This window comes from Spiroplasma sabaudiense Ar-1343 (assembly GCF_000565215.1).
Taxonomy (GTDB): domain Bacteria; phylum Bacillota_I; class Bacilli_A; order Mycoplasmatales; family Mycoplasmataceae; genus Spiroplasma_B; species Spiroplasma_B sabaudiense.
In genome coordinates, this window is sequence record NZ_CP006934.1 from 1,059,547 (window position 1) to 1,075,953 (window position 16,407).

Sequence of the window (16,407 nt, forward strand, 5' to 3'; positions counted from 1 at the left end):
CGCTTTTAAAGTATTTTTCTTGATTATAACCCTTAAATACTATTACTATAAATTGTTCAATTGTCTTCTATTGACAAGTTCAGATATCTAAAAGTTGTTTCTATTTTTTCATGACCTAACTGCAACATTACCATCTTGGGACTAGCACCATTAGTTAATAAATGAGTGGCATGAGATCTTCTGATTGAATGGGGGGTAAATTCTTTTCCCAAAATTTCTTTAACTCAAATTCTCAACGTTTTAGTTGTAAAAGTGAATTCATTCAAATTAATTGTTGTTTCGTTACAATGAAAAATTTCTCTTAACTTATTTCCTTTCCCTAAAACAGTAATTGTTCGTGGATTGATTTTAATAATATTTTTTAATTCTTCAGCTCTAATTCCGGTTTCAAACAAAAATTTTATCACCATCTTTTTTTGAATTAATTTTTTGGAATCTCCATTGTTTATATTTGTTTTTTCTAGTAAAAAGTCTTTTTTGAAAACTGTTCGATAAACCTTGGGAATCTTTGGCATTTTGAATTGTTTCATTTTTACAATCCTTTTATCCTTGGCTCAATTCATATAAGAGCAAACAACATTGTAGTGGGTTCAAGCGGTGTTTGGCGAATTAAAATAGTTGGAGATTTGTGATTTAATTTCGGAAATATCGTTAAAAATGGTCGAGTACTTATTTAAGATCCCCTTATATGTTTTTAAAGTATTTTGACTGTACTTATTATCAGACAAAAATAATAAAAAATTATCTATTTTAATATTTTCACCTCCCTTCAGCCCGTTTTTATATAAAAATAGCAAATTATTTATAGGGAAAGAACTAAAGCAAAAATCAAAAAGTGATTGAAAAATTCTTTTTTATTTATATATTTAATTATATCAACTAAATTAAACAGCGGCATTTATTATTATAATATTTAAATGATTTTACTAAACCTCAAGTCAGTTTTTTTCCATTTTGCTTAAAAAAACGGGTTTTTAGGCTGCTATTGTCTTATCTTCTTGAATTTTTTACTTTTAGAGCCACTTTTTTAGATAATTTCTAACTCAATAATTTTTAATTTGTATTTCATTTGCCGTTTTTGGTTTAGTGGCTTTAAAATTTGGTATTTTTCTTAATTTCACAATACTTGTGAGTTAATAATTTTTAATGAACATTTATTAATAAAGGAGAAACAAATATGAAAAAATTACTATCAATTTTAGCGGCTACTACAATGGTTGTTTCAGCTCCGTTGAGTGTTGTTGCTTGTGGGGATGGAACCGGAGATAAAGTTGATCCAGAATGAGATTTTGATAAAACAAAAAACGAATTTACTAGAGAAGTTTCTAGAGTTTATCAAAATAGTTTAGCAAAAGACTACAGTGATTATTTTTTCACAAATCAACAAGATATTGATAAGGAAAAACTTTTTGAAAATATCTCTTTAACTAGCTTGGATAAAATGGTTGGAAGCGATTCTATGAAAATCCTAACCCCTGGTTCAAGTGATTTTAATAAAGTTGCAAGCGATTTAGAAAAAATTACTAATATCGATAATTTGAAAAAAAGTGCCGATCAAGAAATTGTTAAAAATGTCAATTTTAAACCAATGTTAATTGATGGTCAAAACCCATTTAATAACTCCAAGGTTGAATTTTCAGCAATTTCTGTTATAAAAATGGATAAAAACGCATTTTCAATCCAGTTTAAAACAGAATCTAATTTTTATTATAAAGATAGTACCGGAGATAAGGTTGTTGACAAAGTTTACTATCAATCATCAATTACAATTTTTGAAGAGCGTAATACATCTGAGGAAATGAAATTAATTTCAAAAACGTTGACTGAAAAAATTAACTCAACAAGTTATGCAAATTCATACAATTTTGAAAGCGTTGATGGAAGAGTTGACAAAAACGTTGAAGATATGGCCAAAAATTCTAATGTTAAGAATCGTTTTTTAGCTGCTACCGATGAGGTTAAAAAAAGCAATGCAGACTGAAGCAATTATGAGTTTAAAACTGATAATTTAACAATTGTTGGTAATGTTGAAGACTTTAATGCCGCAAATTTTTATGGTGATTCTGCTTATATTAAAACTTTTTCAGATGAATTTAGGGGTAAAACTGGTAATAGTTCTAGCAATTCATTAGATAAGTTTTATGATGAAATAAGTAAATCCTCACTTTCTCAAGAATATTTAAAAGATTTTGCAAAAAGTTGAGATGATGAATCAGTAATGACTAGTAAAGAACAAGATTTTGAAAGACCAAGATTAGATCCAAAATTCTATAATGAGGGGTGGACACACGCTTTTAACTCGTCTCCCACAATAAATGATTTAAGAGTTTATAAAAATATCATAGATGCAAGTCCAAACTTTAAAATAAATGATAGTGACAGCAAATTAGCTTCAAACACCGACAATAAATTATTGGGATTTTATTTGGTCGAAACTTCAGGGATTTATTTAGAATATAAATCAACAATAACATCAACAACAGTTAAAGTTGAGATGCCAAAAAATCAAATTGGGGTTAGACAAATATCCCCAATTGACACAAAAAAAGTGGTAGAGAATTTTTTTGCTTCTCAAATTACTACTTATAGAGAAATGTTTGGCTATAACGGGGGTGGATCTACAAGAGATCAATACAACATAGTTTTACCTCCAAGCTTAAGCGAACTCAAAAGAAATACTTTTTATGGCGCTGAGGAAATAATGCTGCCAGCTTACGAATTTGCAAAAGAAAAGGTAATTGAAAATCATCCAGAATATAAGATGTACTTAAATCATTTTTCAATGGGATATTCTCTGACTTTGCAGGAAAGATTAAGTTATGTGAAAATTGGTCAAAATAACGAATTATCTTTTTATGATAATAAAAAAGGAATTTATGGTTTAACAGAATTTCTTCCGGCAGATTTTAAACCGTGTTCTTCTTTCTTTTCAAAAGGTTCTTTAGGTTACCTAAATATAATCGGAGGTTTTGGATTTACAATGCCGGCCTTTACTCAGAATACTGAATGGGTTTTTCCTAAAACTAATAAACCATTTAAGGTAGTTTTCAGTTAAAAATAAATTATTGAAATAAAAATGTAGTAGGCTTTCAAGTTGACTGCATTTTTTTTTAAAAATTTGGGCTTTTTATATAAAAGTTAAGTTTTTTCTTGTAGATACCTGAAAACAGTTTATTAATAGGCAAATACTTTTTTTAAAAATTTGAATTTTTGATTGTTTGAAAAAGCAATTTCAAAGAATAATTCAAAAAAAATCATTACACATTAAGACCAAGGCAATCTGCATCTCTGAATGGATTACAAAAAAACTTGAAAACGACTCCTTAGTAGCGTTAATTTCAATTTCCAGTAACTAGGTTGATAACTAACATATAAAACTCTTTAGCACTAAAAGTATGGAATTAATTTACAAATATTATTAATGGTTTGAAAGCCGGTTTAAGACAATAAAAAATACATTTAATTTAATAACTAGTAAAATTGGTGCACTCATTTATCAGAGTTAGTTATCGAATTAAAAATTCTTACTTCTTATTACTACAAATCTCTAATTACATGTGTCACCTTCCAACAAATAGTAGATATTATTTGACAATGGAAATTCTCACCTTATTAAACTAATTTTTTATAAAACTCCGATCTAGATATTATAAATAAAGTATCTCGCGTTAGCCTAACTACCCCTCAAATTTTGCACAAAAAAAATCCCCTTCCGTAATCATAATTATTTTTCAATAGTTATGCATTCCTCGTAAGGGGATTTTTTGTGCAAAATTAGGAAGGCAATGAATTTAAACCGCTCTTTTATTGTTTTTAATTTTTAACTAATTATTGGAAGTTTTGATTTAATAATTACCCAATTCCACCAAAAAACCCCTTCAGTACACAATGCTTTTTGTGCTGAAGGGGTTATATGTTATATTTAAAAATATAAATCCTAGTCCGTATTTATTTTTTAATCAATGAAAACGGCTCTAAAAGGCTTTATATTTTGGTTCACATTATTTGGATTTAATGGGGCAATCATTGGCATTGTAAAACCAAAGTTTTTTGCACTACGAGGACCATTTTCAGACCCAAAAGAGTCCTTTGAAAAAAAGCATGATCCTAATTGAAATCCAAATGCAAAATATTGGCTATATTCATTTTCAGGCTCTTTATTAGTATTATAGAATGAAATTTCACCCGCTTTTCCTATTTTTGCATAACTAAATTCTCTAGATGTCCAATTAAAATTATCAAAGTGATTTAAGTACTTTTCATATTCTGGATTTTTTGAAATAACTTTTTTTCTTGCCAAGTCATATGCTGGTTCAAATAATTCTCTAAATGGTATAAAAGTATCTCTTTTAACACTTGATAAACTTTCTGGAAATTCTATAAAAAAACTTGTAAGTGTAGATCCACTATCGTTATATCCATAAAGTTGCTTATACAAGTTTACGTTTGCAGCAAAAAAATCTTCAACAACTTTCTTTGTAGATTCAGGAGCATTTTGTCTAATTCCGATTTGATTTTTGGGCATCTCAATATCTACAACAGTGCTTGTAAATGAATTTTTATATTTTAAAACTAAGCCGCTGGTTTCTGCCTTATAGATTCCCATTAACTTTGAATCTGTATTTTCAGAAAAATTTTTGTTTTTATCTAAGGCAAAATTTGGGCTAATTTCTGCTAAATCTTTTAGAAATTTTGAATATTTTGTTTCTAGAAATGGGTTAAACGCACGACTTCAACCAGCATTAGAAAGATTTTGATTTAATTCTGTTCTATAAGTAAATGTTCCTGCATCAAGACCACTTCAAACTCCTTTGTCATTTTCATCGGCTTCATAAACTTTTGCCAAATCCTTGAAAAAGTCATCTGAAATTTTGTCAGATTGCAGCTGGTCAAAAAATGTAAGAGTAGACTTTCTAGTACTACTTGGATTAGTAAAGTCTAAGCGGCCTTCTATCCCAGAAGCTCTTGAATAATGCATATAATCCTCATTATTGTGAGTGTTGGCGTCATCGAAATCCTCAACATTTCCTTTAACATCAACCTTGTCAGAACTAAATTTATAATCCTTTCATTCACTATTTTCTTTAATGACTTCCTCTCCGGCTGCCGAAAACTGTACTTAGTATTTGAATTCTTACCTAAACCCTCAACATTTTTATTAATACGACCATCAACACTTTCAAAATTAAATGAATTTGCATATTCTTTTTATTTTATTTTCAAAAGATTTAGAAATTAATTTCATTTCCTCGGATGTATTACGCTGTTTAAAAATTGTGATTGACGCCTGATAAGTAACGGTGTCGTTTACTTTTTGGTTTGACTTATCTTTAAAATAAAAATCAGAAATGGTTTTAAATTGAATTGTAAATATATCATTATCCAATTTTTGAACAGTAATTGTAGTAAAATCTATTTTCGAATTGTCAAATGGGTTAGCTCCATCAACCAACATTGGTTTGTAATTGACATTTTTAACAATCTCTTTGTCGGTCTTTTTTTTAAATTGTCAAAATTAGTTAATTTTTCCAAGTCGCTTGCAAAATTTTTAAAATCTTTTGAATCAGAATTAAGAGCTACGAAACTCTTGTCTCCAACAATTTCATCTAATTTGGATAAAGAAATGCTTTCAAAAATATTCTCTTTTTCAATATCTTCTTGATTTGTGAAAAAATAATCCTGAAAATCTCTTGTTAAACTTGCTTGATAAAATCTTCTAATTTCTCTTTTTAAGTCTATTGCTGTAGAATCAAAATCTCAGTCCTTATCTTGCTTCCCAGTTCCGTCCCCACAAGCAACAACACTCAATGGAGCGGAAACAACCATTGTAGTAGACGCTAAAATTGATAGTAATTTTTTCATATTTGTTTCTCCTTTATTAATAAATGTTCATTAAAAATTAATATAATTATATTTATAGTTTTATACAAATTAAAAATTGAGTATCTAAAATAAAATAGACAGCAAAAAAACACTGTTATAATTTTATTGAGAGGTGCTCTTTTTTTATGACTAGATAACGAACTAAAGCTGATAACTTAAAATTAATCAAATACGAAAAGACTAATACACAACTAGATACTATGAAAAAATTTTAATATAATTAAGTCAACTTTAAAAAGATAACTTAAAGAATACAAAAAATGGATCTGAATCACTAAGGATGAAATGATTTAAAAAGCATTTGGCAAAAACTGATAAACAAATATACTTCGCCATTTTTAATACTGAAAAGAAGTTTTTGATATCTTTGATGAGCAATTATTTAAAAGTTTCAAACAGTGATATGAACTTTGAACCAAATCTAAAAAAACTGCTCATAAAAATTTTAATGATAAAGTTGCAAAGCATGATTACTTTTGAAAATTAAAAGCAAATTTAACTTTCAAATGATTGCATCGTTTTTGAGTGGATATTGTGGTTTTGAATTGAATAAATCTTTGTTGCCGTACTCACCATCATAACATTTGCGATAGCCCAATATTTTAAACAGAAATTTTGAAACTGAAAAATAAAATTAAAAAATGGGGTACCGAAGTTACATTCATAGAAATTGACACAAATTTAGTTAACTTATTGCTGTAAAAGATTTGTTTGTTGCAGAAATATTGACTGGAAGCTAACAAAATCACCTAATAAAGGGTTATCTATTGATATTTTAAAGATAGAAACGCTGATGAGCTCACAACACCTTTAAGAGAAGACAATTTAGATACTTCAATTGGTTGAAAAAAATTATCTACCAATGTCAATATCAAGACGAGGTAAATTTGTTGATAACAAGGTGTGCGAAATTTTTTTGGAAACCCTAAATATTGAATCAGTTTATAAATATAAAGTCAAAAATTTGAGTTCTAAAAAAGTGTTTAGCGCTATAGAGGGAATAGCTGCGCCAAACCTAACCTTAAACACAAAAAAATCCCAACAAATTTTGTTGGGAGAATTTTTTTATTGTTAATTTTAATTGACATAGTCAAACTATTTTATAAAATTCATTTTATATATCACGATTATAACAATCTGTTACTTTTTTGTGTTTGTTTTTTAATATTTATTTCTAGTCGACAAATACAGCCTTAACTGGTTTGTAATTTGGAATTAGTTTTATATCTCTTATAGAAATCAAAGGCATTGAAAATCCAAAATTTCATTGTCCACCAAGCCCGCTTTTCACACCGTAAGAATCTTTTGAAAAGAAGTAAGATCCTGGGGAACAAATTCACGGAAAGTAAGGTCCATAAGTTTTATGCGGTAGCTTGTTGGCATCATAAAATGACATTACATTATTGTTGTCTATTTTTATATATTCACATTCATTGCCTGATCCAGCACCAAAACTAGCGAAGCTTGTTAAATATTTTTCGTAATTAGAATTTTTTGAAATAACTTTTTTTCTTGCTTGCTCGTAGGCTGGGTTAAACACCTCTCCGAATGTATAAAAGGTGTCTCTTTTAAGGCTTCCTAAACTATTTGGCATCTCAATAAAAAAGTTTGTAGTTGTTGATCCGCTACCATTGTATCCATACATTTGCTTAAACAAATTCACATTCGCAGCAAAGAAGTCTTCAACTATTTTTTTAGTAGTTTCAGGAGCGTTTTGTCTAATTCCAATTTGTATTTTTGGCATTTGAAGATCTATTGTGTTACCTGTAAATGAATTGTAGTAATTAAGAATTAATCCACTTGTTTCGACTTTATAGATTCCCATTAGTTTGGAATCTTTATTTTCAGATATTTCCTTGTTTTGGTCTAATGCAAAATTAGGACTAATTGAAGATAAGTCAGTCAAAACTTTAGAATATTTTTTATCTAAAAACGGATTAAAGGCGCGACTTCAACCCTTGTCAGAAAGGTCATTATCTAGTTCAGGAGCATAACTTCAATCACCTGATTTCAACTGGTCTCAATCACCTGTATTTTTTTTGCTAGCATCAAATGAAGTTGCCATACTTTTAAAATAGCTCTCCGGAATTTCATCAGACTGCATTTTTTCCATAAAACCAAGCACGCCAGGATCCATACTCTCTGGATTATCAACCATTACAAGCCCAAGTTGAGGGACACTGTTATATGGAATATAATCCCTACTATTATGTGTGTTGGTCAGATCAAAGTCTTCAACACTACCTTTGATATTCATGTTATCGGCTTTAAAACTGTATTCTTTTCATTCATTATTTTCTTTTAAAACTTCTCCACCTGCTGTTAAAAATTGGTTTTTAACATTGGAGTTTTTATCTAAATTATCAATATTTTTGTAAATACGTCCATCTTCACTTTCAAAATTAAATGAATTTGCATATTCTTTTGATTTTATTTTATTTTCAAAAGATTTAGAAATTAATTTCATTTCCTCGGATGTATTACGCTCTTTAAAAATTGTGATTGACGACTGATAAGTAACAGTGTCGTTTACTTTTTGGTTTGACTTATCTTTAAAATAAAAATCAGAAATGGTTTTAAAATGAATTGTAAATATTTCATTATCCAATTTTTGAACAGTAATTGTAGTAAAATCTATTTTCGAATTGTCAAATGGGTTAGCTCCATCAACCAACATTGGTTTGTAATTGACATTTTTAACAATCTCTTTGTCGGTCTCTTTTTTTAAATTGTCAAAATTAGTTAATTTTTCCAAGTCGCTTGCAAAATTTTTAAAATCTTTTGAATCAGTATTAAGATTTACGAAACTATTGTCTCCAACAATTTCATCTAATTTGGATAAAGAAATGCTTTCAAAAATATTCTCTTTTTCAATATCTTCTTGATTTGTGAAAAAATAATCCTGAAAATCTCTTGTTAAACTTGTTTGATAAACTCTTCCAATTTCTCTTTTAAAGTCTATTGCTGTAGAATCAAAATCTCAGTCCTTATCTGGCTTCCCAGTTCCGTCCCCACAAGCAACAACGCTCAATGGAGCGGAAACAACCATTGTAGTAGCCGCTAAAATTGATAGTAATTTTTTCATATTTGTTTCTCCTTTATTAATAAATGTTCATTAAAAATTATTAATTCACATTTTTTCCTATATGACTTATTAAAATTCAAAAAAATAAATCTAAAATAAATAGGCAAGCTGAAATAAAAATAAAAAACTACTTCTAAAAACGCTTAGAGGTAGTTTTATTTTAAAAACTTTTATTGTTATTTTTAAAATTCAAATTATTGAATATTTTAGTTTAAAGCAAAACTTTACAATTTTGTTTTAATTACTTTATCGCTTCGTGCGCTTTTGAAATTGCTGCCAACAGGATTTCACAAGATTTATTGAATTGAGCTTGTTCAAAATCATTTAAGTCTCACTCAATTATCGATGATCATCCGTTCTCTCCAATTATTGCTGGAACCCCAGTGAACAAGCCATTGTTGTTATACTCACCATTTAGTTTAGCACCAACCATTAAGGTTGTGCGTTCGTTTCTTAAAACAGCTTTTAAAATTTTGGCTAAACACACCCCAATACCATAGAATGTTGCATGTTTCAAACTTATAATTTTGTATGCTATATTTACAGCTTCATCTCTAATTTCATCTAGTTCAGCTTGGGTAATCTTTTTATCAGCAATATATTTACTAATTGGTTGACCCATAACTGATGCATGTGACCAAACAGCAACAGATGAATCTCCATGTTCTCCTGCCATAAATGCGTCAACTGATTCTGCCCCAACATTTAGTTTATCAGCTAATAATCTTCTTAGGCGTGATGAGTCTAAAGTGGTACCCGATCCAATTACCCTGTGCTGATCAAAACCTGTTACTTCTTGATAAATTAGGGTTTGGACGTCGACGGGGTTGGAAGCAATTATTGTAATACCTTTAAATCCTGAATTCTTAACTTCTAGAGCGATTGTTTTCATAATTAAGGCATTTACAACTACAGCATCCAATCTGCTTTTTACTTCTTTTTGTGGAAGGCCAGCTGTAATAACAATTACATCAGCATCTGTGCAATCTGAGTAATTTCCAGACTTGATTGATGTAAATGGGTTTGGTAAAACTGCCATAGTGTCTGCTAGATCAAGTGCATTTCCTTCTGCGGCTTGTGGCAGGATATCAATTAATACATAATCTGAAGCGATTCCTTGGTTAATTGCTGAGTATAAAAAAGATGTCCCAACCGTACCGGCCCCAATTAGAACTACTTTGTTTGATGTTTTTTTCATTTGTCTCTCCTTCATTTGTAGACTCAATTGTATCATGGTATTTTTTAGATAATTAAAAAGAATAAAAGCCGGGTTCATTCTTGCAAAATTTTAATAAAAAATTTAGCGTTTTAGGTATTTTTTGGGTCGATATTTTAAAAGACAAAAATTTCTGTTAATTATTAAAATTAAAAAAACGACCTCTGAACAATGTCTAGGGGTCGTTTTTAAATTTTAGCAAAGGCTATTAATAAATAATAAGTGAACTCTTGTTGTTCTAGTGATAATTCATAATTTTGTTTTTAATTTATTACTTTATTGCCTCGCGAGCTTTTGTAATTGAAGTTGATAAAGTTTCACAAGATTTATTGAATTGAGCTTGTTCAAAATCATTTAAGTCTCATTCAATTATTGATGATCATCCGTTCTCTCCAATTATTGCTGGAACCCCAGTAAATAAATCTTTGTTGCCGTACTCACCATTTAGTTTAGCACCAACCATCAGGGTTGCGCGTTCGTTTCTTAAGACAGCTTTTACAATTCTTGTTAAACAAACACCAATTCCATAAAATGTTGCGCGTTTTAAACTTATGATTTTGTATGCCATATTTACAGCTTCATCTCTAATTTTATCTAGTTCAGCTTGGGTAATCTTTTTATCAGCAATATATTTACTAATTGGTTGACCCATAACTGATGCATGTGACCAAACAGCAACAGATGAATCTCCGTGCTCTCCTGCCAAAAATGCATCAACTGATTCTGGACCAACACTTAATTTTTCAGCTAATAATCTTCTTAGACGTGAAGAATCAAGTGTGGTTCCCGACCCAATCACCTTGTGTTGATCAAATCCTGTCACCTCTTGGTAAATAAGAGTTAAGACGTCGACTGGATTAGAAGCAATTATACTAATTCCTTTAAATCCTGATTTTTTAACTTCTAGTGCGATTGTTTTCATAATTACTGCGTTTGCAGCTACCATATCTAGTCTAGTTTCTCCCTCTTTTTGTGGAAGTCCAGCTGTAATAACAATTACATCAGCATCTGCACAATCTGAATAATCCCCAGCCTTGATTGATGTAAATGGGTTTGGTAAAACCGCGATAGTATCTGCTAAATCTAATGCATTACCTTCTGCGGCTTGTGGAAATGCATCTATTAATACATAATCTGACGCGATTCCTTGGTTAATTGCTGAATACATAAAAGATGTACCAACAGCGCCAGCTCCAATAAGAACTATTTTATTTGACGTTTTTTTCATTTTTGTCTCCCTTAATTCCACCTCTAATACTATCACGATATTTTTAAAAGAATTAAAAATAAGTGAAAACACGCTATATTTTTATTAAATATTCTTTTATAAAATATTGAATAATTATTATTAATTTTATGGTCACAAGATTTGCTGAAAAAATATATATTAGAGCAAGTCCAAGCAAGTCCAATCTAAAAAAATAAAAAATCCATAAAATGGATTTTCTTTATATTAACAAATTATTGTTTTTAAACGTTAAAGATCGCTTGAGCATTTAACCGTGTTGCTGAAACAATTTCTTCAACACTGAGTTTTTTCAGGGCAGCAATTTTAATAACGGTGTCAACAATATATTTTGGTTGATTAATTTTACCACGGTTTGGTTCTGGGGTTAAATAGGGGGCATCTGTTTCAACTAATAAATTTTTCAACGGAATTCATTTAACAGCCTCTTGTAAATCTTTTGCGCTTTTAAATGTCACAACTCCTGGAATTGATAATAAGTAACCTGCATTAACAAACTTTTTGGCGTAATCAAGGTTAACTGTAAAGCAATGAACAATTGCTTTTTTTACTTTCATCTCTTTTAAAATACTCAAGGCATCTTCGTAGGCCTCATATTTTCCGACTTCATCGCGCAAATGCATCATCACGGGTAGTTTGTTGGCTTGAGCAATTTTTATTTGCGCTTTAAATCATTTAATTTGTAATTCGCGATTTTCTCTTGAATAAAAATAATCAATTCCAACTTCACCGATTGCCACTACTTTTTCATTCATTGCTAAATCGCTAATGGTTTCTAAATCGCTAACGAAATCAAACTTTTCAACATCATTTGGGTGAATACCCACGGCTGCATAAATATTTTTATAATTGTATGACTGTTGAATTGCTAATTTTGATGATTCAATATCAAAACCAACATTACACATTAGTTCAACACCAACTTTATTAGCATCTCTGATAATCTCTCTTGTTGAATAATTTAATTCTTTATACCTTTGATCATTTAAATGTGTGTGTGTGTGTCAAATATTCCCTTTAACATAATTTACCTATTTTCCTAAACAATACTTTCTAAAAATATTATCTATAATTTCTTCGTCATAACTTTCTCCAAGTAGCACATTCAAATTGTCTCAAGCTTCATAAAGATCAACATTAATAATATCAACAGGATAGCCTGACTTAAAATTATTATAAGCAATCTCAATTTTATTTTCAACCTTAGATAGTAAAGAAATATGATAAATATTTGAAAGAACTAAGTCATCTGATTTTATAACTTCTCCGTGATCATACTTATCTTTAATTTTATTAATTAGTTCGTCAATTTCATTGTTTATAGCAGAACAAAAAACTATTTCGGGATTTTTTTTAAGAATAACTTGTTTTTCTTGGTTTGTTAAAATTTCAGATTTGTTAACAACCGTGATAACGGTTTTGTCTTTTAATTCCGTTAAAAATTCATCTTGGAATTTTAAGCTCTGGGCGTCTAAGACAAAAATCACAAGATCCGCCTCTTTTAAAACCTGGTAAGATTTTTGAATTCCAATTGATTCAATTTTATTTTCTGTTGATCGAATTCCAGCAGTGTCGATAAGTTTTAGGGTAAAGTTTGCAAAAGATATTTCTCCCTCAACAAGATCGCGAGTCGTTCCAGCTTCAGATGAAACAATTGCTTTATCCTCGTTGAGAAGACAATTTAAAATCGATGACTTTCCTACATTTGTGCTTCCAACCAGGGCGGTTTGAATTCCTGAGACCGATTGATTTGCTAGTCGGCTTTTAAAAATTATTGTTTTTATTATTTTTGAAAGCTCATCAATTGAGTTGAGAAGTTCTTCGTTAGAACTTCCATCAATGTCATCGTATTCTGGATAGTCAATTGAGGTTTGAATTCGCGAAATTATATCCAATAGTTTCACCTTAATATTTTTAACTCCGATGTTATTTTTTTTAGACATATTTCTAACAGCTAGTTGACTTGCAAACAGGTTTTTAGCAGTAATTAGGTCGTTAATTGCTTCAGCTTGCAAAAGATTAATTTTATTATTTAAAAAAGCTCGTTGGGAAAATTCCCCGGGTAGAGCCATTCGGGCCCCGGCATTAATTATGGCTTCTAGAATTTGCTTTGTAACTAGAACACCTCCATGACAATTTATCTCAATTGTGTCTTCGCCGGTAAAAGATTTTGGGGCTATAAAAGTTGTTATTACAACTTGGTCAAGCAGTCGATCTTGATAAATTATGTCACAAAAATTAACACTACGTTGTTTTTTTAAAGGCTTCTTTAAAAGTTGATTAATAATATTAAAAGCATCAATGCCAGATACTCTAATTATTGCTAGAGCTTGTTGGGCAATATTTGTTGCTGGAGCAACAATTGTGTCTATAATCATTTTAACAACTCATTTCTTTATTGATTATAACAAATCAAACTCAAAGCAGAATTTAATTAATAAAAAAACCTGGTGCACAGACCAGGTTTTTCACTATTTTTTATTTGGTTTATAAATTATTGACATTAACCGGATTTGGTTTTCTGTAACTGATTTAGTTGTGATATTTGGAATTTTTAAAAGTTCTTGGTGAATTAAAAGTCGAGTTTTTTTATTCATAATCGGTAGTGTAAGGCTCGTACGAGTTTCAAGTACCTTTTTGGCGGCTTCCAAAGCAATTTGTATATATTCTTCTTTTGTTTTGGTTTCTTTGTATTGTGAATAAATATCAAAATTAAATTGATAATGAAAGTGTGATCATAGCGCTTGTTCAAAAAACATTTTAACTTGAAAAACTGAATCCGCGGTCAGGTTATAATCTGGCAACTCATCTTTTGTTGTGAAGTCAATTTTGTCACTACTAATTTCAAGCTTACCACTTTCGTATTTTAAATTTGTAAATCCTAAAATAGGCTCATTAAAAAGATTCTTAATTTTAGCAACCAAGTCTTTAAAGTCAAAACCCGATTCTCTCTTGAATTTTAGTCCAAGAAAACTTCGGGTCTTTATAACTTTATAATCATAGGTTATTTTTTTCTTGAAAATCATTAAGCTTGTTGTTTTTCTTTCAAAGCAATTTTTGCCTGTTTCTTTTCAAGTTTTTCTTTTTTACGAGCCATTTTTTTCTTAAAGTTTTTATTTTTGTTTTCTCTAGCAAAGTGGAATCCTAAAGTTTGCATTATTTGGAATGTTGATGAGAAGATCCAGTAAATCGCAACCCCTGAGGCAACAGTTGCCACAATGAAGAAGAATACTACAACAAAAACCGACTGCATTATAATTTGTTTTTTACGAGCTTTTTTTTGTTGTTCTGTAATTGGACCCTTATTCTTTTTAAAGATTTGTAAAAATGTTGGCAACAACATTGAAACAATTTGAAGCGGCAAATAGACCAAAATAATTGACACATAAACTCAGTTTCCTTGTTGAATCTGTGCAAATGGTTGTTCAATTAAAGAAATCTCTCCAATAGAAGCAACTTTTAAAATTTTGGTTGATTTAATAATTGAAAACATCGCAAACAAGAAGGGCATTGTTATAAATGATCCAGCAAGAGCTCCAAGAGGACTAATTCCTTCTTTTTTATAAAGGGCTGCTAGCTCCATTCCTTGCTTCTGTTTGGCTGCACGATCTGTTGAATTTTTGTATTTTGCTTGAATTTCTGCTTGCTTGCTTGTCATACTTTGCATTTTTTCTTGATTTTTTTGGGCTTTTCAAGAAAACAAGAGCGTTATTCCTCTAATTATTAGAGATGTAAGTAGAATTGAGAAGAAAACCGAAATACCAAAAGAAGAACTTCCGTCATCAACCAAACTACCATGAAATAATTTAATAAAACCAACTAAAATAAAGGCTAGTGGGTAAACAAAGAATCCATAAAACGGTGATTTAGTAACAGCAAAGGTACTTCCTCAAGAATAAACAGGGTTCCAGCCGTATTCACTCAAACCCTCACTTGTAGGAACAAAGAAGTGGTTTTTTGAACCAACATCACCCAAAGATTTAATGATTATCTCAAAACCAACCCCGGGAGCAAAAATGCTTTTACCTGTCATATCAGTAACTTGACCAACAGTGAAATTTGGTTGATACATCTGGATACAACCTCATAGCATTGAAATAATTAAAAATAAAAAACCAACAATCTTAAATCAAAAAAAAGCGACTTTTCAAGGATTTTTTTTATTTGCTTTTGTTTTCGTTAAATACTTGGTGTAGTCTTGTTTGTACACAATGCCGCCTCCTTTTATTTTATGTTTTTTATCAAACCAACTAAAAGATTAGACGATTCTTTAAAATCGCTTCTCAAAAAGTTGTTTCTTACAAGGATTATGATGTCAGCTTTTATTAAACTAATCTCTTCTAAATGAGTTCGCATAATCATTCGAACTTGTCTCTTCGCTTTATTTCTTAAAACAGCATTTCCTAGTTTTTTACCAACAGATATACCATATCTTAAAAATTGATCTTCTTTTTTAAAAAAGTAAACTACAAATAAATTATTTTTAACAAAACGCTTTTTATTAATAATGTCTTGAAATTCATGATTTTTTTTTACAATACGGAGTTTTTTAGCATTTGTCATTAAGCTGTTAATCTAGCTCTGCCTTTAGCGCGACGTGCTTTAACGATTTTTCTACCGTTTTTTGTAGCCATTCTAGCTCTAAAACCGTGAGTTCTCGCATGTTTGATTTTACTTGGTTGTCATGTTCTTTTCATCGTGATCCCTCCTTTAAGTTAAAATTCATATATAATTATATATTATCTTGGGTAAATTTAGTAAAAAAAGAGGTTTTTTTAAAAAAGAATTTTTGTTTGCTTGAATAATTAAAAACTAGGATTTTAATATGTGGATAACTTTCCTAAGCTCTCTATTTAAAGGGTTTTAAGTAGTCTTTTTGAGAGTTTTTATGTTAATAACTGTTAGTTTATCACATATTCACAGGGGAAATCTTGTTAATATCTTATAATCGTATTGTAGAAAAGTGTGTGATTATCA

General features: G+C 29.8%; 14 protein-coding genes. 2 read left to right on the top strand and 12 right to left on the bottom strand.

Annotated elements, in window-relative coordinates:
- Positions 1-32: 32 nt before the first annotated feature.
- Entirely contained in the window at positions 33-530 is a 498-nt protein-coding gene (locus SSABA_RS04800) for a tyrosine-type recombinase/integrase (protein WP_158500006.1), read from the bottom strand.
- A gap of 647 nt (positions 531-1,177) precedes the next feature.
- On the opposite strand from SSABA_RS04800, the gene SSABA_RS04805 reads away from it, so the two are divergent.
- On the top strand, positions 1,178-3,055 hold the full coding sequence (locus SSABA_RS04805; protein WP_025251461.1) for a lipoprotein: 1,878 nt from the start codon (positions 1,178-1,180) through the stop codon (positions 3,053-3,055).
- A gap of 900 nt (positions 3,056-3,955) precedes the next feature.
- Here SSABA_RS04805 and SSABA_RS04810 read toward each other — a convergent pair.
- The 7 genes from SSABA_RS04810 to mnmE form a co-directional block, all read right to left on the bottom strand.
- On the bottom strand, positions 3,956-4,978 hold the full coding sequence (locus tag SSABA_RS04810) for a hypothetical protein (RefSeq protein ID WP_025251462.1): 1,023 nt from the start codon (positions 4,976-4,978) through the stop codon (positions 3,956-3,958).
- 434 nt (positions 4,979-5,412) lie between these two features.
- Positions 5,413-5,862, bottom strand: a complete 450-nt coding sequence (locus SSABA_RS04820; RefSeq protein WP_025251464.1) for a lipoprotein — start codon at positions 5,860-5,862, stop codon at positions 5,413-5,415.
- Positions 5,863-7,057: 1,195 nt separating this feature from the next.
- Positions 7,058-8,968 (bottom strand): lipoprotein, encoded by a 1,911-nt coding sequence (locus tag SSABA_RS04830; protein ID WP_025251466.1) that lies wholly within the window; start codon positions 8,966-8,968, stop codon positions 7,058-7,060.
- A 241-nt stretch (positions 8,969-9,209) separates the two neighbouring features.
- Complete coding sequence (locus SSABA_RS04835; protein WP_025251467.1) at positions 9,210-10,166, bottom strand: L-lactate dehydrogenase; 957 nt, start codon at positions 10,164-10,166, stop codon at positions 9,210-9,212.
- Between the two features lie 289 nt (positions 10,167-10,455).
- Positions 10,456-11,412 carry an L-lactate dehydrogenase gene (locus tag SSABA_RS04840; protein WP_025251468.1) on the bottom strand — a complete coding sequence of 319 codons (957 nt, stop codon included), beginning with the start codon at positions 11,410-11,412 and terminating at the stop codon, positions 10,456-10,458.
- 242 nt (positions 11,413-11,654) lie between these two features.
- The gene (locus tag SSABA_RS04845; RefSeq protein ID WP_038673699.1) at positions 11,655-12,440 is read right to left on the bottom strand and encodes a TatD family hydrolase; all 786 of its coding nucleotides are present in this window, start codon (positions 12,438-12,440) and stop codon (positions 11,655-11,657) included.
- Between the two features lie 21 nt (positions 12,441-12,461).
- A complete protein-coding gene (gene mnmE, locus SSABA_RS04850; RefSeq protein WP_025251470.1) occupies positions 12,462-13,808 on the bottom strand; it encodes a tRNA uridine-5-carboxymethylaminomethyl(34) synthesis GTPase MnmE in 1,347 nt (448 codons plus the stop codon).
- Between mnmE and SSABA_RS05230 the strand changes: the two genes are divergently transcribed.
- The gene (locus tag SSABA_RS05230; protein WP_084655785.1) at positions 13,732-13,923 is read left to right on the top strand and encodes a DUF3307 domain-containing protein; all 192 of its coding nucleotides are present in this window, start codon (positions 13,732-13,734) and stop codon (positions 13,921-13,923) included. The two genes, mnmE and SSABA_RS05230, sit on opposite strands and share 77 nt — an antisense overlap.
- Here SSABA_RS05230 and SSABA_RS04855 read toward each other — a convergent pair.
- The 4 genes from SSABA_RS04855 to rpmH are packed head-to-tail and all read right to left on the bottom strand — an operon-like array spanning position 13,902 to position 16,127.
- Positions 13,902-14,456: a R3H domain-containing nucleic acid-binding protein gene (locus tag SSABA_RS04855; protein WP_025251471.1), complete on the bottom strand. Its 555-nt coding sequence runs from the start codon at positions 14,454-14,456 to the stop codon at positions 13,902-13,904. The two genes, SSABA_RS05230 and SSABA_RS04855, sit on opposite strands and share 22 nt — an antisense overlap.
- Positions 14,456-15,640 carry a membrane protein insertase YidC gene (yidC, locus tag SSABA_RS04860; protein WP_025251472.1) on the bottom strand — a complete coding sequence of 395 codons (1,185 nt, stop codon included), beginning with the start codon at positions 15,638-15,640 and terminating at the stop codon, positions 14,456-14,458. Before yidC ends, SSABA_RS04855 begins: the two co-directional genes overlap by 1 nt.
- A 14-nt stretch (positions 15,641-15,654) precedes the next feature.
- Positions 15,655-15,993, bottom strand: coding sequence for a ribonuclease P protein component (gene rnpA, locus SSABA_RS04865; protein WP_025251473.1), 339 nt, complete (start codon positions 15,991-15,993; stop codon positions 15,655-15,657).
- Entirely contained in the window at positions 15,993-16,127 is a 135-nt protein-coding gene (gene rpmH / locus SSABA_RS04870) for a 50S ribosomal protein L34 (RefSeq protein WP_025251474.1), read from the bottom strand. The genes rnpA and rpmH overlap by 1 nt, the downstream gene beginning before the upstream one ends.
- Positions 16,128-16,407 lie beyond the last annotated feature (280 nt).